Below are 16,971 nucleotides of genomic sequence, written 5' to 3'. Positions count from 1 at the left end.
TGGGGAAGGGTCATCAGGTTCGCGATTTTTTTATGACCAGCTGTGGGGGGCGTGGGAGCGGGCTTGCCCCGCGATGGCATCTGCTCGAGCAGTGATGTCTTGTGGCAGTACGCATCGCGGGGCAAGCCCGCTCCCACCGAGTCAGGCGAAGACGAAGTATTTACGCACCGTCTCGACCACTTCCCAGGTCCCCTTCATCCCCGGTTCGATCACAAACACATCGCCCGCCTTCAGATGCTTCGGCTCTTCACCCTCAGGCGTGACGATGCAGTAGCCATCGAGGAAATGGCAGTACTCCCACTTCTCATAGTTGACCTCGAACTTGCCTGGCGTGCAGATCCAGGTGCCCATGATCTTGCTGCCGTCAGCGGACAGGTAGGCGTTGAGGTTGACGGTGTGCGGGTCGCCGCCGATGCGCTTCCACTTGGTCGCGTCGACCACCGGGGTCGGGCAGGTTTCGCGCAGGACGGTGATGAAATCGGACATGGCGTGGCTCCAGGCAACAGGTGAGATGACGCATCACCATAGGGCCATTGCCAGGCGGGCAGTTGCCTGGGCTCGACGCCCAGCTGTCTGCCTGCGCTATGCCGGGATATGGGCCTTGCAGTAGTGAATAAATGCAGCCACCGGCTCAGGCCAGGCCGTCAATTGCTCCGTGGTCTCGCCCCGGTAGGCGTCCCGGGCATTGGCCAGCACGGGCCGGTGGACCTTGGGCAGCTGCGGTAACAGCCAGTCGGCAGCGACATCCTTGGCCGCGATTTCACCGGTCGTCAGGCTGTACCAGATACGCGCAAGGGCCAGGACCACGGTGCGCTCGTCGCCGCTCCAGTCCTCGGGGCTGTTCCATTGCGCGAGGGTGTCGTGGAAGGCCCGGGCCAGGTCGGCAGCCGGAACGGGGTCGAACCATTGCGCGGCGGCCGGGCCAAGCAGGTTGATGCTGTGCTGGCGGGCCTTGGTCAGCAGGATGGCCAGGTCGGGGTCGAGTTGTGCAGGTTCCAACTCACCGGCCAGCAACGCCTCGCGCAGCCATTCGCCGAATTGCAGTTCACGCCGGGCCGGATAGTGCCAGGGGTGAGTGTGGTCACGAGCCAGCACTGTCACCTCGAGCGCCCGCAGATCAGGGCGACTACCGGGACGGGCCGAGACCGTGAGCAGATCGAGCATCAGTGCTTGACGCGTCGCAGGGGGCAGGGGACTTGCCACGGTTACCAGCAGGTCCAGGTCGCTCTCCGGTTTCAAGCCACCGGAGACCGCAGACCCGTAAAGATGGATGGCCAGCAGTTGATCGCCCAGGTGCCGTGTGAGGATCTGCCGGGCGGCGGACAATTGCGCGTCGATCATGCTGTATGCCTCACGCCCACCAGTAACGCACGAAGTGGAAGAATACCGGCGCGGCGAAACACACCGAGTCCATGCGGTCGAGCATGCCGCCGTGGCCTTCGATCATGTGGCCCCAGTCCTTCACGCCGCGGTCGCGCTTGATTGCCGACATCACCAGCCCGCCGAAGAAACCCATGGCGTTGACGGTCAAGGCCATCAGCGCCGCCTGCCAGAAGGTGAACGGGGTGATCCAGCACAACAGGGCGCCGACCAGGGTGGCCAGCGCCACGCCGCCGAGCAGCCCTTCGAGGGTTTTCGACGGCGACAGGTTCGGCGCCACCTTGCGTTTGCCGAACAGCTTGCCGCACACGTACTGCAGCACGTCGCTGATCTGCACCACCAGGATCAGCCAGGCGATCAGCAGCAGGTTGCGGCCCTCGTAGCCGGGGATGTCCAGGGTCATCAACGCCGGCACCGACGACACGCAGTACACCGCGATCATCAGGCCCCACTGCACCTTGGAGGCGCGCTCGAGAAAGCGCGTGGTGTCGCCGCCGAAACTGGCCAGGATCGGCAGCAGCAGGAACAGGTACACCGGGATGAAGATGCTGAACAACCCGTACCAGTCCATGGCGATAAGCAGGTACTGCACCGGCAGCGCCACGTAGAACGCCGCCACCAGCGCTGGATAGTCGCTGCGTCGGGTCGGGGTGAGGGTCATGAACTCGCGCAGGGCATAGAACGACACGCCGTAGAACAGCACGATCACGCCGTACTTGCCGAACAGGAAGGCGATGCCGATCACCAGCACCATCACCCACCAGGCGTTGATGCGCGCGTTGAGGTTGTCGATCACCGCATGCGGGGCGGGGCCGGCGCGCCATTTGAGCAGGCGGCCGATCAGGCTGGCGAGCAGCAGCAGGGCGCCGATGCCGGCGAACAGCGACAGGGTGTTGTGATCCATCTCAGGCTTCCTTCGGGGCCAGGTTCAGCAGGGCCTGGCGGGCCCGCTCGAGAAAGGCGTGCTTGCCCTCGTCCGGCTGCAAGTGCAGCGGCTCGCCGAAACTCAGGGTGCACAGCAGCGGCAGCGGCAGGGCGCGGCCCTTGGGCATGACCCGGTTGAGGTTGGCGATCCACACCGGCACCAGCTCGACCTGCGGGTTGGCCGAGGCCAGGTGGAACAGGCCGCTCTTGAATGGCAGCAACGGGTCGTCGGTCAGGTTGCGCGTGCCCTCCGGGAAGAAGATCAGTGAATCGCCCTGGGCGAAGGCCTCGAGCACCGGTTGCAGCGGGTTGCCCTCGCCCGTGCCGTGCTGGCGGTCGATCAGCACGCCGTTGAACACCTTACGGATCAGGAAGTCGCGGATCCCCGGCTTGCACCAGTAGTCGGCGCCCGCCACGGGGCGGGTGCGGCGGCGCAGCGGTTCGGGCAGCGCGGCCCACAGCAGCACGAAGTCGCCATGGCTGCTGTGGTTGGCGAAGTACAGGCGCTGCACCGGTTGCGGTGTGCAGCCCAGCCACAAGGCGCGGGCGCCGGTGATCAGGCGGGCGGCGGAGGTGATGACGAAGGCGGTCAGGCTGGCGAGCATGGCATTGGTCTTATCCGGTGAAGGGGAGGGTCAGCAGCAGCGCGACCTGCAGCGCCAGGCACAGGGCCTGGCGACGCAGCAGGGCCAGGGCGGCCCGACTGCGGGTCGGCCAGTCGCGCGGGTCGCTGGGCGCAGGTTTGAGGCGCAGGTCGAACAGGGCGTGGTCCAGGGCCTGGGTATCGGCAGGCAGGTCGCCGCTGGCGCCGAGGCGGGCGAACAGGTCGGCATCCAGGGCGACGCGTATAGCCCAATACTTGTGGACCAGGCCGAGCAGCAGCAACAGGCCGCAGAGCAGATGGGGCAGTGGCGCCAATGGCAAGCCGAGCAGCGGTGCCAGGGTGCAGGCCAGGGCCAGCAGGGTCAGGCCGTCCGACAGGCGCTCCAGCTGACGGCCTCGGGCGAGCAGGCTGGCGACGAGAAACAGCCTCATGGCTGGGCCTCCAGATGATGCAATGCCAGGCGGTGGGCCGGGTGCAGGACCACGCCGGGGCGCGCCTGGCGAATCAGCGCCTCGGCTTGTTCGGCACTGGCACAGCGGCCACTGAGCAGCAGCCAGGCGGCGACGGCGCTGGCGCTGCGCGAGTAACCCAAGGCGCAGCAGACCAGCACCGGGCCTTGTTGCTGGAGGTGTTCGATGGCCTTGGCGGCCTGTTGCAGGATTTCCCGGTCTGGGGCAATCAGGTCCAGGGTCGGCAGGCTCTGGTAGTCCTGTGGCGTTTTCAGCGCCTTCATCGCGGGGCAAGCCGCGTTGTGGGAGCGGGCTTGCCCCGCGATGCTCTGTTGAGGGACAGCAAGACAGGGCAGTTCCGCGCTCAGGTCGACAATCGCCGCGAACGCGGACGCTTCAGTGCGCCCCGGAACTCTGCCGAGATATACGCCATCGGCCACCTCATCCGCCTGCGGATGCCGCCAGGTCCATAGCCGAGAATTGACCCAGGCGCCCAGCAGATACGGCGCCAGCAGCCAGGTGGCGGCCACGGACAGCTGCCCGTCGGCGCCTTTCTGGAAACCTGCGGCGCCGAACAGGGCATAGTTCAGCGCCACCAGCAGCAACGACAGCGCCGGCCACAGCAGCCACAACCCGCCACCGCCGATCTTCATTGCCAGTAGCCCCAGCACGGCCGCGCCGAGTCCATAGCGCAGTGTCAGGCGCCAACGTTTCGGATCGCGCGCCAGGTGTGCCTGTCGCCAGGGCAACGGGCCGCTGTGTGGCCACAGCCACAGGCAGACGAACCCCGCCAGCGCCCCGGTCGGCACGTCAATGAAATGATGCTGCCAGGTGGTCAGCACCGACAGGCCGATCAGCCCCATCCAGCCATGCAACACCCAGCGCCAGGCAGGATGCCGCGTATGCCGGGCGAACATCGTCCAGATGATCACCAGCAACGCAATGTGCAACGACGGCGCCTGGTTGTACGGTTTGTCGAAACCCATCAGCACATCGAACAGCCAGCCGAACAGCCCCGACAGTTCGGGACGCTCGAAGGTGAAGCGCAGCGGCCAGAGCAGGAAACAGGCCACGCAGACCAGTTGCGCCGTCAGCAGGGCCAGGGCATGACGGTCCATCTCCGAACGCGAGCGCGGCAGCAGGAACGACAACCCGTACAGCAGGTCGATCGACCAGTACGGGATGATCGTCCAGGGCCACAGCGGCACCTGCCGCTCCCAGGCGAACACCAAACTGCCGATATCCTCGCGGCCGGCGGTGTAGGTATTGGCCAGGCCGTAGCTGAGAAAGAAGAACGGCCCGAGCAGCAACAGCCACAGGACACCACGACGGACCAGCCCGGCTTCACGGCCCATCAGCGCACCCGCTGCGCCAGGCTGACGCTGAAGATGCCCCACTCGTCGATGCGCTGGGTGATCTTGCGAAACCCTGCCGCTTCCACCAACTGGTCCATCTCCGCCTGGCTGCGCCGACGCATCACCCAGGCCTGGCCGCCACGGTGGCTGGTCAGGGCGCGGGCGATCATTTCCAGCTGCGGGTGCCAGGGCTGCCCGGTGTAGACCAGATAGCCGCCGTCCTCTACCGCGTCGGCGAGTCCCGCCAGCGAGTTGCCGACCAGCTCGTTGCTGGGGAACAGTTCGTAGAGGCCCGAGACCACCGCCAGTGTCGGATGCGGGGTGAGAGCGGCCAGGCTCTGGCGGTCGAAGGCATCGCCCTGGACGAAACGAGCGATCTCGGCCAGGCCCTTTTCGCTGATCAAGGCATTGCCCTGTTGCACGTTCAGTTCGCTGTAGTCGCGCAGCAGGATCGAGTCGGGCAGCTGTTGCAGGCCCTGCAGCGCCTCGAGGATGTAGCGGCCATGGCCGGCGGCGATATCGACGATATGCACCGGGCGCTGCTGTTCACGCAGGCGGGCGATGGCCAGGCGCAGCAGTTCCTCGACATTCAGCTTGCGCTGGCGGATGCCACGCCAGCCGATGGCATCCAGGTAGTTGCGGTCGATCAGCTCGCCCAGCTTGCCCTTGCCGGTCGGGGTGTTGCGGTAGATGTAGTCGAGGGTGGAGCCTGAGTCGAAACCGGTGTCGAAGCCCAGCTTCACCCCTTCGGAAAAGCCTTTGCCCAAGCGCAGGCTGGCGCGGGTGGCACGCCAGTAGAGGTCGCGTGGCGAATGGCGCGGCAATGGCGCGGCCAGGCTCTCGGCCTCGGCGCAACTGGCGCCGCTCTTGTCGGCATCGAGCAGCGAGGGCTGCGCTTGCGGAGCGTCGAAGCAGTGCGCGACGAAGCGCTCGATCCGCGCCAGGGCATGGGCGCGGTCGCGTTCGCCAAGGGTGTCGTGGAAGAAGCCGGGGAGGATGTGCTTCTCTTTGCGTGCGCTGCCCAGGCGGTCGAAGAACTGCTCCTGCGGCTTGCGCTCGACCACCAGGTCGGCGCCGGAAATCAGCAGCTGCGTCGGCACCTGGATCGCCTGGGCATCGGCGACCACGCGGTCGGCGGCGTCGTACAGGCCCAGCAGCATGGTGACGGAGATGGGCCGGCTGATCAGCGGGTCGGCGACATAGGACATGACCCGTTCCGGGTCGTGGGTCAGCAGGCGCGGCTTGACGTAGCTGTTGACGAAGAAGTTGCCGCGCAGGGCCTTCATAAGCTTCAGCCCGGGGCGGGCGAAAGGTACGTAGAGCTTGACCTTGAAGGCCGGCGAGGCGAGCACCAGGCAGCGTACCCGGGGCGCATAATCGTGGGCCCAGGTGGCGATCAGTACCGCGCCGACGCTTTGTGCCAGCACCACCATGTCGGCCTCGGCGATGCCGTGCTGCGCCTGGATGTGCTCGATGAAGGTCTGCACGTCGCGCACGCTGGTGGCGAAGCTCGGGCTGTCGCCGCGAGCCCCCGGTGACTGCCCATGACCACGGGCGTCCCAGGCGAAGAAGTCGTAGCCGGGCATATCCAGCTCATCGGCCAGGTGGGCCATGCGCCCGCCGTGCTCGTGGCCGCGATGGAACATCACCACGGCCCGGCGCGGCTGGTGTTCGTTGCGCGTGGCGGGCCAATGACGATAGTGCAGCTCGACGCCGTCATGGGTGCAGAAGTGCAGCGATTGCGCTTGGCGCATGGCGAATATCCTTGTCCGGCAGCGAGGGGCTCAGCGGGTTTCGGCCAGGCCGTGGCGAACCCGGTTGTAGAGGGTATAGAGCGAGAGCAGCAGGATGACCAGCAGCAGGCCGTTGATCCAGGTCGCGGCCAGCAGCCCGAACCCCACGCCGGTGCCCAGCACGCCGAAGGCAAAGGCTCGGTCGCTCTTGCCCATCGGCCCGTCGTAGCGGCGCGATGCGCCGGCCAGCGGGCCCATCACTCCGGCGTACTCGCTGATCACGGCGAACACCACCACCAGCACTACCAGCGTCGGCGAAACGCCTGGCAGCAGGGCGAAGGGCAAGTAGAGGGCGGAGTCGGCGATCACGTCGCACAGTTCATTGAGGTAGGCGCCGAGTTTGGACTGCTGGCCGAACTCCCGGGCGAGCATGCCGTCGACCGCGTTCAGCGCCATGCGCAGCAGCATCCACACCGGGATCAGCAGGAACAGCCAGGTGACCTGGGGCAGCCAGGCCAGCAACAGGCCCAGCAGGACGGAAACCGCAGCGGCGGTGACCGTGACCTGGTTGGCGGTGATGCCGCGATCGAACAGGCGCTGGACGGCAGGGCGCAGCAACGCCTGGAAGCGGGGTTTGAGCTGGTAGATCGATGGCACGGTGAATTCCCTGTCGTGGTGCGGCATGGACGCGATTGTGGGGAATCAGGCCCAGGGGCGGCAAGGGGGGCGTAGCGGAGTTGTGAGGACGGCGAGGTAATCGAGGTGGCCTTTGTCGGCGTTGATCGCGGGGCAAGCCCGCTCCCACACTGTTCCCCGCGAAGGCAGGGTAGTGCAATAGGCAGGGCAATTTCCTAAGGAACAACACGCAACCCATTGATTTGGCTTGGCCCTGTGGGAGCGGGTTTACCCGCGAAGAATCCAGCGCGGTGTATGGCCCCGGCTTCGCCGGGCGATCTCCTACAGACTTGGCGCAATTGTTGTAGGAGCGGGCTTGCCCCGCGAGGGGCCGCACAGCGAGTTTAGGTACTCGGCTGTAGTTCATTTCCGAAACTTGTTTCACTGCCGCCTGGCACATTGCGAGGGTGCGGCTGAACGTTCTAGTTTCGCGGTTCACCGACCGGAAACGCTGCCCGGCAGATGCCCAACCATGGCAGCTCGACAAAACGAGAGAGCCGATGAACCTACTTGTTGTCCTGCACAAGTCCCGTGAGACCTATTACGGTGTCACCATCCCCGATGTACCTGGCTGTTTTTCCGCAGGCGCCACGGTCCCCCAGGCACTGGAGAACGTTCAGGAGGCGCTGGCGCTGCATTATGAAGGGCTGGTGGCCGATGGCGCGCCCCTGCCGCAGGTGCAGGAAATGGATGCGCATGTGGACAATCCAGAGTATGCAGGCGGCCTCTGGGCGTTGGTGGACTTCGACGCAACGCCGTACCTGGGGACGGCGGTACGGTTCAGTGCGACGTTGCCCAGGAACTTGTTGCAACGAATCGACGATAGGGTGAAGCAGGACAATCGCTACGCTTCACGCTCCGCATTTCTGGCTTCAGCGGCGCTGCGCGAACTGGCTGTGGTGTCCTGAGCCTGCGCGCCCCGGTCATATTCAGACAGGCTCGGCCAAGCGATCGACCAGCACGGCGGCGTACCCCGGCAATGCGCTGAAATCCCGCGAGCAGAGGAGCAAATGGCGATTGGCCCAGTCCTCTCGCAGGGCAACCCAACGCAGCGGCAGGACGCCTTCCCAGCGCCGAACCGAGGCCAGTGGCACCACTGCCACGCCGGCCCCGCCCGAGACCATGCGGATCACCCCATCGAACCCTTCCGCACGAACCCGCACCTGCATGCGCCTTCCCTGGCGTAGCGCCTGTTCCTCAAGGTGCAACGCGAGGGCGCTGTTGGCGCCAAGCCCCACATACCCATGGCCCAGACTCGCGTTGAAACCTGCCTCATCATGGGCGTCCAGCGGATGTCCCCGGGGCATTACCAGCACCAGCGGATCATCGCGAAACGGCCGTGTTTGCAGATGTTCGCAAGGCGCGGCGCTGGAAATGATGCCCAGGTCCGCCATGCCCTGGGTGATCGCCTGGACGATGCCAAGGCTCGGCAACTCCTGGATATCGACACTTACCCCCGGGTGCTCGACCAGATAGCTGGCCAGCAACTCCGGCAGGTACTCGGTCAGTGCAGCCGTGTTGCACAGCAGGCGTACCTGTCCTTGCAGGCCTTGAGCGTACTGTCCCAGGTCGTATTGCAGGCGTTCCAATTGCCGGGCAATCAGCCGCGCATGCTGCAGGAGCGCCTGGCCGGCAGGTGTGGGCTGTACACCGCGGCGGTTGCGGGTGAGCAGGGGGATGCCCAACGAAGCTTCCATGGCGCGAATGCGGGCACTGGCCGCTGGCAGCGACAGGTGACTGCGTCGGGCACCTTCGGTGATGTTGCCGCTCTCGAGGGTATGCTGGAACAGCTTGAGATCGATCAGGTCGAAATGCATCTGCCTCTGTCCTGGAAAGAGTCTGCCTGAGTATATGGCAGATTTTCAGCGCGCCGGCCGCACGGCAGGATGACGCCATGAATACCTTCCTGGCGTTTTATCAGAGTATCGGGCCTGCAATTTCACTGCTGGTGATCATGACCTTCTTCCTGGCTGGCGCGGTCAAGGGGGTGATCGGCCTGGGGCTGCCTACCATTGCCATGGGCTTGCTGGGCCTGGCTATGTCTCCGGCGCAGGCAGCGGCGCTGCTGATCGTGCCGTCGACCGTGACCAACCTGTGGCAGCTGGCGGCAGGCGGTCACTTGCTGGCGCTGCTGCGGCGCCTGGGAGGGATGTTGTCGATGATCTTCATCGGCACCCTGTTGGGCAGCGCCTGGTCAGGTATCGACAGTGGCCCGTGGGCAGCCCATGGCTTGGGCGCTGCGTTGCTGATCTATGCCCTTTACGGCCTGGCCGGCCCGGGCTTGCGGGTGGCGCCTGGGCGGGAGCGTTGGCTGGGCCCCGCCTGCGGGTTGCTGACGGGCGTGGTGACGGCGGCCACCGGGGTGTTCGTGATGCCCGCAGTGCCCTATTTGCAAGGTCTTGGCCTGAGCCGTGAGGAGATGGTCCAGGCATTGGGGCTGTCATTCACCGTCTCGACCCTGGCGCTGGCGGTTGGCCTGGCCGGTCAGGATGCCTTGGGTGGCCAGGCCTTGGGCGCTTCGTTGCTGATGCTGGCGCCCGCCTTGCTGGGCATGTTCGCCGGTCAGTGGCTGCGCGGGCGGATCAGCGCAGCGCTGTTCAAGCGCTGCTTCTTCATCGGCCTGGCGCTGCTGGGCACGCACCTGTTGATCAACGGTTAGCGGACGAAGCGCTGAGCATGTCGATCATCTGGATATCAAAGTCGCGCTCCAGGTAATCCATGCGCTTTTCGAAGAACGCGGCCATATGCGGCAGCGCCGAGTGCACGTCCAGGGCCGTCTTGCTGGCCCAGACCTCGAAGAACACGAACAGGCTAGGGTCTTCCTTGTCGCGCAGCATGTGGTACTCGATGCAGCCCGGCTCCTGGCGGCTGGGCTCGACGTAGGGACGGAACAACTGCTCGAAGGATTCGGCCTGTTCCGGGCGGGTCTTGGCTTTGAGGATGAAGGCGTATTGCTCGCTCATGGCAGATCTCGGTGAGTGAAGAGGGTGAGCAGATTCTAAATCAACAATATGTTTGCCATTCGTGATTAACAGGCAAATGTATTTTGCCCTGAACCCGCTGTTTCCCCGCCCCGTGAGTGCCTAACCTGCCGGCAACTTCACTTACAGGGCTGACCCTCCCATGAAAAAGATCCTCCTGCTCAACGGTGGCAAACGCTTCGCCCACTCCGACGGCCGCCTCAACCAGACCTTGCACGATGCCGCGCTGGCTCACCTGGACCGTGCCGGTTTCGATGTGCGGGAAACTTTCATCGACGGTGGCTACGACGTCCAGGCCGAAGTGGAGAAATTCCTCTGGGCCGACGTGGTGATCTACCAGATGCCCGGTTGGTGGATGGGCGCGCCCTGGACGGTGAAGAAATACATCGACGAGGTGTTCACCGCCGGGCACGGCAGCCTGTACGCCAACGATGGCCGCACCCGCTCCGACGCCTCGCAGAAGTACGGCAGCGGTGGCCTGGTCCAGGGCAAGCAGTACATGCTGTCGCTGACCTGGAACGCGCCGCAGCAGGCGTTCGACGATCCGAGCGATTTCTTCGAGGGCAAGGGCGTGGATGCGGTGTACTTCCCGTTCCACAAGGCCAACCAGTTCCTCGGCATGAGCGGGTTGCCGACCTTCCTCGCCGTCGATGTGATGAAGCGGCCGGATGTGCCGGCGGCGCTGGCGGCGTACGTGCAGCACCTGGATGAGGTGTTCGGCAAGGCCTGATCGCTCGCCTCTGTAGGAGCGGCCTTGTGCCGCGAAAGGGCCGCAGTGCGGCCCCAGGTTTTCGTATACCTGACAACTTCAATGGCGCAGCGTAGCCCTTTCGCGGCACAAGGCCGCTCCTACACGGGGCAAGTTGCTTGCACGTACGTTGATCAACAGCTATCAATCACGGCATTCTCCAATCAGGTCCTTTCGTGTGAAAACTCGCTCCGAAGAACTCCAGGTCTTCGTCGCCGTCATCGACAGCGGCTCGATCTCCGCCGCCGCCGAGCAGATCGGCCAGACCCCATCGGCCGTCAGCCGCACCCTGTCGCGGCTGGAGGGCAAGCTGGGCACCACCTTGGTCAACCGCACCACCCGGCGCATGGACCTGACCGAGGAAGGGCGCTTCTTCCTCGAACGCGCACGGTTGATCCTCGAGCAGATGGACGACATGGAAGAGCGCCTGTCGATGAACCGCCAGACCCCGTCCGGGCGCCTGCGCATCAACGCTGCCGCGCCGTTCATGCTGCACGCGATCCTGCCGTGGATCGGTGAGTTCCGTCGGCAATACCCCGGCATCGAGCTGGAACTGAACACCGACGACCTGATCATCGACCTGCTGGAGCAGAGCACCGACGTGGCCATTCGCATCGGCGAGCTGTCCGACTCCAGCCTGCATGCCCGCTCGCTGGGCTGCAGCCCGGTGCAGGTACTCGCCAGCCCCGATTACCTGGCGCGGCACGGTACGCCGCAGAAGGTCGAGGATCTCGACCAGCATTGCCTGCTCGGTTTCAGCTCCCTGGAATCGCTCAACCGCTGGCCATTGCGCCACGCCCAGGGCGACCATTGGGCGATCCGCCCGCAGCTGCTCGCCTCCAGTGGCGAAACCCTGCGCCAGCTGGCCATCGCCGGTGAAGGCATCGTCAGCCTGTCGCACTTCATGACCCACGAGGATATCCGCGCCGGCCGCCTGCAGGTACTGCTCGGCGAGCACAACAACGGCTATCGCCAGCCGATCCACGCGGTCTACTACCGCAACACCCAGCTGGCCCTGCGCATCCAGTGCTTCCTCGATTTCATCCAGAAAAAGCTGGCCGCCTACGCCTGCTGAGTTGCCTGAACGCGACAGTGTCTGCCCATCGGCGGCGCGATCCTGCAATGGTGTTTGCTTAGTCGGAGGGCTTCGGCCTTAATGACTGATCAACAAAAACAACACCAAGGAAGTGCGCATGCGTATCGTCATGTTCCAGCCGCTGGCCCTCGGGGTCGCGATCCTGAGCTGTTCCTCCGCCTTTGCCGTGACGCTGGAAGGCGGCGCGGTGGCCGCGCCTGATCAATATGGCGCACAGGTGGCCGCCGATATCCTCAAGAAAGGCGGCAACGCGGTGGACGCCGCCGTCGCCACCGCCTTCACCCTGGCCGTGACCTACCCCGAGGCCGGCAACATCGGCGGCGGTGGTTTCATGACCCTGTTCGTCGACGGCAAGCCCTACTTCCTCGACTACCGCGAAGTGGCGCCCAAGGCCGCGACCAAGACCATGTACCTGGACGACAAGGGCGAGGTGATCGAGAACCTCAGCCTGGTCGGCGTACGCGCCGCCGGCGTGCCGGGCACGGTGATGGGGCTGTGGGAGGCGCACCAGAAGTTCGGCAAGCTCAAGTGGAGCGAGTTGCTGACGCCGGCCATCGGCTACGCGCAGAACGGCTTCAAGATCGCCCAGAAGCAGTACCAGTACCGTGACGACGCCCAGGGTCTGTTCAAGACCGCCACCAACTTCAACGACTACTTCGGCCACATGAAGGTCGGCGAGCTGTTCAAGCAGCCGGAACTGGCGCAGACCCTGGAGCGCATCGCCGACAAGGGCGTCAGCGAGTTCTACCAGGGCAAGACCGCCGACCTGCTGGTGGCGCAGATGCAGGCCGACAAGGGCCTGATCACCAAGGATGACCTCAAGGACTACAAGGCCGTGTGGCGCGACCCGATCGCCATTGGCTGGCGCGGCAACGTGGTCTACACCGCGCCGCCGCCAAGCTCCGGCGGCGTCGCCCTGGCCCAGCTGCTGGGCATCAAGGAAGACCGCGCCGCGGACTTCAAGGGCGTCGAGCACAATTCGGCCAAGTACATTCACCTGCTGGCCGAGATCGAGAAACGCGTGTTCGCAGATCGCGCCGACTACCTCGGTGACCCGGCCTTCACCAAGGTCCCGGTCGACCAGCTGGTGGCCAAGGACTACCTGGCCAAGCGCGCCGCCCAGGTCAACCCGAACGCGATCTCCGAGACCGACAAGGTCAAGCCGGGGCTGGAGCCGCACCAGACCACGCACTTCTCCATCGTCGACAAGCAGGGTAATGCGGTGAGCAACACCTACACCCTCAACCTCGACTACGGCAGTGGCGTGGTGGTCAAGGGCGCGGGCTTCCTGCTCAACGACGAGATGGACGACTTCAGCGCCAAGCCGGGGGCGGCCAATGCCTTTGGCGTGGTCGGCGGCGACGCCAACGCTATCGCGCCGGGCAAGCGCATGCTTTCGTCGATGAGCCCGAGCCTGGTGACCCGCGATGGCAAGGTGGCGCTGGTGCTGGGCACGCCGGGTGGTTCGCGGATCTTCACCTCGATCTTCCAGGTGATGAACAACCTGTATGACTACGGCATGCCGTTGGAGAAGGCGGTGGCGGCGCAGCGTGTGCATCATCAGTTGCTGCCCAAGGACACGATCTACTTCGACAGCTATGCGCCGCTCACCGGCAAGGTGGCGGACGATCTGAAGAAGATGGGCTACGTGCTGGAAGACCAGGGTTGGGAGATGGGCGATATCCAGGCGATCCGGGTCACCGGGGAGAAGCTGGAGACCGCTTCCGATCCGCGTGGGCGTGGGGTGGGGATGATCGTCAAATAAGGCTGGGGTGAAATGATCGCGGGGCCAGCCCGCTCCCACGACCGGTGGGAGCGGGCTGGCCCCGCGATGCGTTACAGGGTCAGACGCGGAACTGGCTGACCAAGGTCTGCAGGTGACCACCCAGGCGCGCCAGCTCGACGCTGGAGGCGGCGGTCTCGTCGCTGGCCGCGGCGGTCTGCTCCGACACGTCGCGCACGTTGAGGATGCTGCGGCTGATCTCTTCGGCCACGGCGCTCTGCTGCTCGGCGGCGGCGGCGATCTGCTGGTTCATCGACTGGATATTCGACACCGTGCGGGTGATGCTCTCCAGCGAACCACCGGCCTTGCGCGCCAGCTCGACGCTGCTGTCGGTCAGGCTGCGGCTGCCGTTCATCACTTCGGCGACCTGCTGGGTGCCGTGCTGCAGGCTGGCGATCAGGCCTTCGATCTCTTCGGTGGACTGCTGGGTGCGCTGGGCCAGGCCGCGGACCTCATCGGCCACCACGGCGAAGCCACGGCCGGCCTCGCCGGCACGGGCCGCCTCGATGGCGGCGTTGAGCGCCAGCAGGTTGGTCTGCTCGGCCACCGACTTGATCACGTCCATGACGCTGCCGATCTTCTGGCTTTCCTGCTGCAGCAGGGTCATCGCCTCGGTGGAGCGGTGCACCTCATGGGCCAGGCGTTCGATCTGGCTGATGGCTTCACCCACCACCTTGTCGCCGACCCGGGCTTCGTCGTCGGCGTTGGTCGCCGCGTGGGAGGCCTGCTCGGCGTTACGCGCGACTTCCTGGACGGTGGCGGCCATCTCGTGCATGGCGGTGGCCACCTGGTCGGTCTCGACCTTCTGGCTGTTGGCGCCGGCGCTGGTCTGTTCGGTCACCGCCGACAGTTCCTCGGCGGCGCTGGCGATCTGGGTGACGCCGTCGCGGATGCCGGTGATCAGGTCGCGCAGGGTGGTGCCCATGCGGGCGATGCCCTGCTGCAGGGCGCCCAGTTCGTCGCGGCGGGTGACGCGCAGTTCCTGGGTGAGGTCGCCGCTGGCGATGCGGTTGACCACATCCATGGTTTCGCGCAGCGGGCGGGTGATCTGGCGGGTGATGATGAACGCGGCGAGCACGCCGACCAGCAGCGCCAGGAGGGTGGCGGTGGTCTGCAGGCTGCGGGCCTGGACGCTTTCGGCGTCACGGCGCTCGATCTGGATCTTGTACAGCTCGTCGCTGCGCTTGACGATGTCGGCGCCCTGCACGGTCATTTCGGCACGGGCCACGCCGATGGCGGCGGTGGCGTCGCGGAACTGGCGCACGGCGTCGCGGTAGGCCAGCACGGCGTTTTCGAACTGCTGGATGCGCGAGGCTTCGCCCGGCAGTTGGCGCTTGAGGCTGTCGATTTCGCTCAGGGCGTTTTCCAGCTGGCGCAGGGCGGCCTGCTCGGCTTCGTTGGTCAGGTCGGCGATGTAGCTGCGCACGTCCAGGCGAACCTGCACCAGTTGCTGCTTGGCCTTGCTGATGACCAGGTATTGCGCCAGGCGGCTGGCATCGCCTTCGGAACTGGACAGCACGGCGTTGCTGATGGCCTCGATCGCCTCATTGGCACGGCCGGCGGCCTGGTTCATCGACTCGCGGGCGGCGAGGGTGGTCTTGTAGCCCTGGCGCATCTTTTCCAGCGAGACGCGATATTCGCTGATGCTCTGGCCCTGCTCGCGCAGCAGCTTGACGTTTTCCGGGCTCTTGAAGGAGTTGACCAGGTGCTGCTGCTGGCTGCCGAAGGCGTCGAGCTTGGCCTGGACATTGGCCGCCGAGGCGTCGTCGCCGTTGGTCAGCATCCACTGCAGGCGGGCCACGCGCAGGTTGGTCAGGTCACTGTTGAGCTGGGTGATGTCGCTCATCCAGTTGCTGCGGTCGATGAGACTGCCCAGGCTGTTCCAGCCGGTCAGGGCCAGCAGGCCGGTCAGGACCAGGACCAGGCCGAAGCCCAGGCCGAGTTTGAGGTTGACGCTGATATTGGCGAACCAACTGTTCATGCACGCTCTCCCAGAGAATGATTTCGCTCACTTGATCTCAAAAGCTGGGCGTTGTTGTTGTCAGATAGCCCGCAGATTTGTGTAGGACTTATCGGCAAACAGGGGAGAAGCTGAAACGCTTTTTCAGCAAATTTGTAACTTGTTGAATACGTTTGTGTTTTTGATGTGGTCAATCGCGGGTACACCCGCCATGCGCACCTGTAGGCGCGCACTGGGGGATCGCGATCTCAAAGGCTCCGTGCGCTGAAGGTGTCGCACTGGTTCACGTCGCCACTGGAAAACCCAGCCTTGAACCAACGCTCGCGCTGTTGCGAGGTGCCATGGGTGAACGAGTCGGGCACCACCCGCCCTTGCCCCTGCTGTTGCAGGCGATCATCACCGATGGCATTGGCGGCGTTCAGCGCCTCTTGCACATCACCCGGCTCCAGCCAGTTCAGGCGTTTCTGCGCCTGGTAGGCCCACACGCCGGCCAGGCAGTCGGCCTGCAGTTCCTGGCGCACCAGCAGGCCGTTGTCACCTTCCATGCGTTGGCCATTGCGGCGCGCGGCGTCGACCTTGGCCGAGACGCCGAGCAGGGTCTGCACGTGGTGGCCGATTTCGTGGGCGATCACGTAGGCCTGGGCGAAGTCGCCGGCGGCCTTGAAGCGGGTTTCCATTTCCCGGAAGAACGTCATGTCCAGGTACACGCGCTGGTCGCCGGGGCAGTAGAACGGCCCGACCGCCGCCGAGGCGAAGCCGCAGGCGGAGTTGACCTGGCCACTGAACAGCACCAGCTGGGGATCGCGGTACTGCTTGCCCGCCTGGGCAAAGAGTGCCTTCCAGGTGTCCTCGGTGTCGCCGAGGATCGAGGCGACGAACTCGGCCTGCTCGTCGTTGGCCGGCGGCGCCTTGCTGCCGACGTTGGCCGGAGCGGTCTGCTGCTGCTCCATCTGCCCGGCCAACTGGCCGAGGATCTGCAGCGGGTCCTGACCGGTGAGCCAGCCGATGCCAACGATCAACAGGATGGCGCCGAGCCCGAGGCCCTTGCCGCCGCCGAAGCGCATGCCGCCGCCACCCCCTTCGCCGCGGGCATCGACCACGTTGTCGCTGCGTCGACCTTTTCGCCATTCCATATGGAGCTCTCCGGTTTGTGAAACATGAAGTCTAAAGATTAGTTCAGCGCTGCCCAGGGCGTCGCCCTGGTCGCTGATGCATAACCAAATGGTTATGTCTAAGACCGCTGAATTCAATATTCATCCCGACTGGCCTGCCGGAAACTGCAA

The 16,971-nt window shown here is 65.2% G+C and carries 17 protein-coding genes and 1 pseudogene; 5 read left to right on the top strand and 13 right to left on the bottom strand.

Annotated elements, in window-relative coordinates:
• Positions 1-141 precede the first annotated feature (141 nt).
• The 8 genes from LU671_RS11675 to LU671_RS11640 all read right to left on the bottom strand — a co-directional run bounded on the left by LU671_RS11675 (position 142) and on the right by LU671_RS11640 (position 7,102).
• Positions 142-486: a cupin domain-containing protein gene (locus LU671_RS11675; protein WP_023631693.1), complete on the bottom strand. Its 345-nt coding sequence runs from the start codon at positions 484-486 to the stop codon at positions 142-144.
• Between the two features lie 96 nt (positions 487-582).
• Complete coding sequence (locus LU671_RS11670) at positions 583-1,341, bottom strand: aminoglycoside adenylyltransferase family protein (RefSeq protein WP_203650439.1); 759 nt, start codon at positions 1,339-1,341, stop codon at positions 583-585.
• 10 nt (positions 1,342-1,351) lie between these two features.
• A complete protein-coding gene (locus LU671_RS11665) occupies positions 1,352-2,284 on the bottom strand; it encodes a phosphatidate cytidylyltransferase (protein WP_232855751.1) in 933 nt (310 codons plus the stop codon).
• A 1-nt stretch (position 2,285) separates the two neighbouring features.
• On the bottom strand, positions 2,286-2,909 hold the full coding sequence (locus LU671_RS11660; protein ID WP_232855750.1) for a lysophospholipid acyltransferase family protein: 624 nt from the start codon (positions 2,907-2,909) through the stop codon (positions 2,286-2,288).
• A 10-nt stretch (positions 2,910-2,919) separates the two neighbouring features.
• The gene (locus tag LU671_RS11655) at positions 2,920-3,339 is read right to left on the bottom strand and encodes a hypothetical protein (RefSeq protein ID WP_232855749.1); all 420 of its coding nucleotides are present in this window, start codon (positions 3,337-3,339) and stop codon (positions 2,920-2,922) included.
• The gene (locus LU671_RS11650; protein WP_232855748.1) at positions 3,336-4,712 is read right to left on the bottom strand and encodes a phosphatase PAP2/dual specificity phosphatase family protein; all 1,377 of its coding nucleotides are present in this window, start codon (positions 4,710-4,712) and stop codon (positions 3,336-3,338) included. The genes LU671_RS11655 and LU671_RS11650 overlap by 4 nt, the downstream gene beginning before the upstream one ends.
• On the bottom strand, positions 4,712-6,466 hold the full coding sequence (locus LU671_RS11645; protein WP_232855747.1) for a bifunctional alpha/beta hydrolase/class I SAM-dependent methyltransferase: 1,755 nt from the start codon (positions 6,464-6,466) through the stop codon (positions 4,712-4,714). Before LU671_RS11645 ends, LU671_RS11650 begins: the two co-directional genes overlap by 1 nt.
• A 30-nt stretch (positions 6,467-6,496) precedes the next feature.
• Positions 6,497-7,102, bottom strand: a complete 606-nt coding sequence (locus LU671_RS11640; protein ID WP_203650449.1) for a CDP-alcohol phosphatidyltransferase family protein — start codon at positions 7,100-7,102, stop codon at positions 6,497-6,499.
• A 518-nt stretch (positions 7,103-7,620) separates the two neighbouring features.
• On the opposite strand from LU671_RS11640, the gene LU671_RS11635 reads away from it, so the two are divergent.
• Positions 7,621-8,028, top strand: a complete 408-nt coding sequence (locus tag LU671_RS11635) for a type II toxin-antitoxin system HicB family antitoxin (RefSeq protein ID WP_203650451.1) — start codon at positions 7,621-7,623, stop codon at positions 8,026-8,028.
• A 21-nt stretch (positions 8,029-8,049) separates the two neighbouring features.
• Here LU671_RS11635 and LU671_RS11630 read toward each other — a convergent pair whose 3' ends face one another.
• Positions 8,050-8,937: a LysR substrate-binding domain-containing protein gene (locus LU671_RS11630; RefSeq protein ID WP_232855746.1), complete on the bottom strand. Its 888-nt coding sequence runs from the start codon at positions 8,935-8,937 to the stop codon at positions 8,050-8,052.
• A 77-nt stretch (positions 8,938-9,014) separates the two neighbouring features.
• Between LU671_RS11630 and LU671_RS11625 the strand changes: the two genes are divergently transcribed.
• The gene (locus LU671_RS11625) at positions 9,015-9,779 is read left to right on the top strand and encodes a sulfite exporter TauE/SafE family protein (RefSeq protein WP_232855745.1); all 765 of its coding nucleotides are present in this window, start codon (positions 9,015-9,017) and stop codon (positions 9,777-9,779) included.
• Here the strand turns inward: LU671_RS11625 and LU671_RS11620 are convergent.
• Positions 9,769-10,083, bottom strand: a complete 315-nt coding sequence (locus LU671_RS11620; protein ID WP_232855744.1) for a putative quinol monooxygenase — start codon at positions 10,081-10,083, stop codon at positions 9,769-9,771. The two genes, LU671_RS11625 and LU671_RS11620, sit on opposite strands and share 11 nt — an antisense overlap.
• A 160-nt stretch (positions 10,084-10,243) precedes the next feature.
• On the opposite strand from LU671_RS11620, the gene LU671_RS11615 reads away from it, so the two are divergent.
• From LU671_RS11615 to ggt, 3 genes are all read left to right on the top strand, one after another.
• Positions 10,244-10,831, top strand: a complete 588-nt coding sequence (locus tag LU671_RS11615) for an NAD(P)H-dependent oxidoreductase (protein WP_232855743.1) — start codon at positions 10,244-10,246, stop codon at positions 10,829-10,831.
• A gap of 196 nt (positions 10,832-11,027) precedes the next feature.
• Entirely contained in the window at positions 11,028-11,924 is an 897-nt protein-coding gene (locus LU671_RS11610; RefSeq protein ID WP_203650468.1) for a LysR family transcriptional regulator, read from the top strand.
• Positions 11,925-12,042: 118 nt separating this feature from the next.
• Positions 12,043-13,710 (top strand): gamma-glutamyltransferase, encoded by a 1,668-nt coding sequence (gene ggt / locus LU671_RS11605; protein WP_203650470.1) that lies wholly within the window; start codon positions 12,043-12,045, stop codon positions 13,708-13,710.
• A 79-nt stretch (positions 13,711-13,789) separates the two neighbouring features.
• Here ggt and LU671_RS29700 read toward each other — a convergent pair whose 3' ends face one another.
• The 3 genes and pseudogenes from LU671_RS29700 to ypfJ all read right to left on the bottom strand — a co-directional run bounded on the left by LU671_RS29700 (position 13,790) and on the right by ypfJ (position 16,821).
• Positions 13,790-14,494: a methyl-accepting chemotaxis protein gene (locus tag LU671_RS29700; RefSeq protein WP_371263159.1), complete on the bottom strand. Its 705-nt coding sequence runs from the start codon at positions 14,492-14,494 to the stop codon at positions 13,790-13,792.
• A gap of 198 nt (positions 14,495-14,692) precedes the next feature.
• Positions 14,693-15,574 (bottom strand): annotated as a pseudogene (locus LU671_RS29695) (methyl-accepting chemotaxis protein); the annotation flags it as partial.
• A gap of 362 nt (positions 15,575-15,936) precedes the next feature.
• Positions 15,937-16,821: a KPN_02809 family neutral zinc metallopeptidase gene (gene ypfJ / locus LU671_RS11595; protein WP_232855741.1), complete on the bottom strand. Its 885-nt coding sequence runs from the start codon at positions 16,819-16,821 to the stop codon at positions 15,937-15,939.
• Positions 16,822-16,971: the final 150 nt, after the last annotated feature.

This window comes from Pseudomonas sp. NMI760_13 (genome assembly GCF_021283245.1).
In the GTDB taxonomy this organism is placed as follows: Bacteria; Pseudomonadota; Gammaproteobacteria; order Pseudomonadales; family Pseudomonadaceae; genus Aquipseudomonas; species Aquipseudomonas peradeniyensis.
The sequence above is the reverse complement of the archived record's forward strand: the minus strand, read 5'-3'. Positions and strand labels throughout refer to the sequence as shown.

Excerpts from the sequence above, each read along its gene's own strand:
- LU671_RS11650 (WP_232855748.1), bottom strand. The coding sequence starts at position 4,712 with ATGGGCCGTGAAGCCGGGCTGGTCCGTCGTGGTGTCCTGTGGCTGTTG.
- LU671_RS29700 (WP_371263159.1), bottom strand. The coding sequence starts at position 14,494 with ATGGCCGCCACCGTCCAGGAAGTCGCGCGTAACGCCGAGCAGGCCTCC.
- LU671_RS11670 (WP_203650439.1), bottom strand. The coding sequence starts at position 1,341 with ATGATCGACGCGCAATTGTCCGCCGCCCGGCAGATCCTCACACGGCAC.
- LU671_RS11620 (WP_232855744.1), bottom strand. The coding sequence starts at position 10,083 with ATGAGCGAGCAATACGCCTTCATCCTCAAAGCCAAGACCCGCCCGGAA.
- LU671_RS11655 (WP_232855749.1), bottom strand. The coding sequence starts at position 3,339 with ATGAGGCTGTTTCTCGTCGCCAGCCTGCTCGCCCGAGGCCGTCAGCTG.
- LU671_RS11615 (WP_232855743.1), top strand. The coding sequence starts at position 10,244 with ATGAAAAAGATCCTCCTGCTCAACGGTGGCAAACGCTTCGCCCACTCC.
- ggt (WP_203650470.1), top strand. The coding sequence starts at position 12,043 with ATGCGTATCGTCATGTTCCAGCCGCTGGCCCTCGGGGTCGCGATCCTG.
- ypfJ (WP_232855741.1), bottom strand. The coding sequence starts at position 16,821 with ATGGAATGGCGAAAAGGTCGACGCAGCGACAACGTGGTCGATGCCCGC.
- LU671_RS11625 (WP_232855745.1), top strand. The coding sequence starts at position 9,015 with ATGAATACCTTCCTGGCGTTTTATCAGAGTATCGGGCCTGCAATTTCA.
- LU671_RS11635 (WP_203650451.1), top strand. The coding sequence starts at position 7,621 with ATGAACCTACTTGTTGTCCTGCACAAGTCCCGTGAGACCTATTACGGT.
- LU671_RS11630 (WP_232855746.1), bottom strand. The coding sequence starts at position 8,937 with ATGCATTTCGACCTGATCGATCTCAAGCTGTTCCAGCATACCCTCGAG.
- LU671_RS11665 (WP_232855751.1), bottom strand. The coding sequence starts at position 2,284 with ATGGATCACAACACCCTGTCGCTGTTCGCCGGCATCGGCGCCCTGCTG.
- LU671_RS11645 (WP_232855747.1), bottom strand. The coding sequence starts at position 6,466 with ATGCGCCAAGCGCAATCGCTGCACTTCTGCACCCATGACGGCGTCGAG.
- LU671_RS11675 (WP_023631693.1), bottom strand. The coding sequence starts at position 486 with ATGTCCGATTTCATCACCGTCCTGCGCGAAACCTGCCCGACCCCGGTG.
- LU671_RS11660 (WP_232855750.1), bottom strand. The coding sequence starts at position 2,909 with ATGCTCGCCAGCCTGACCGCCTTCGTCATCACCTCCGCCGCCCGCCTG.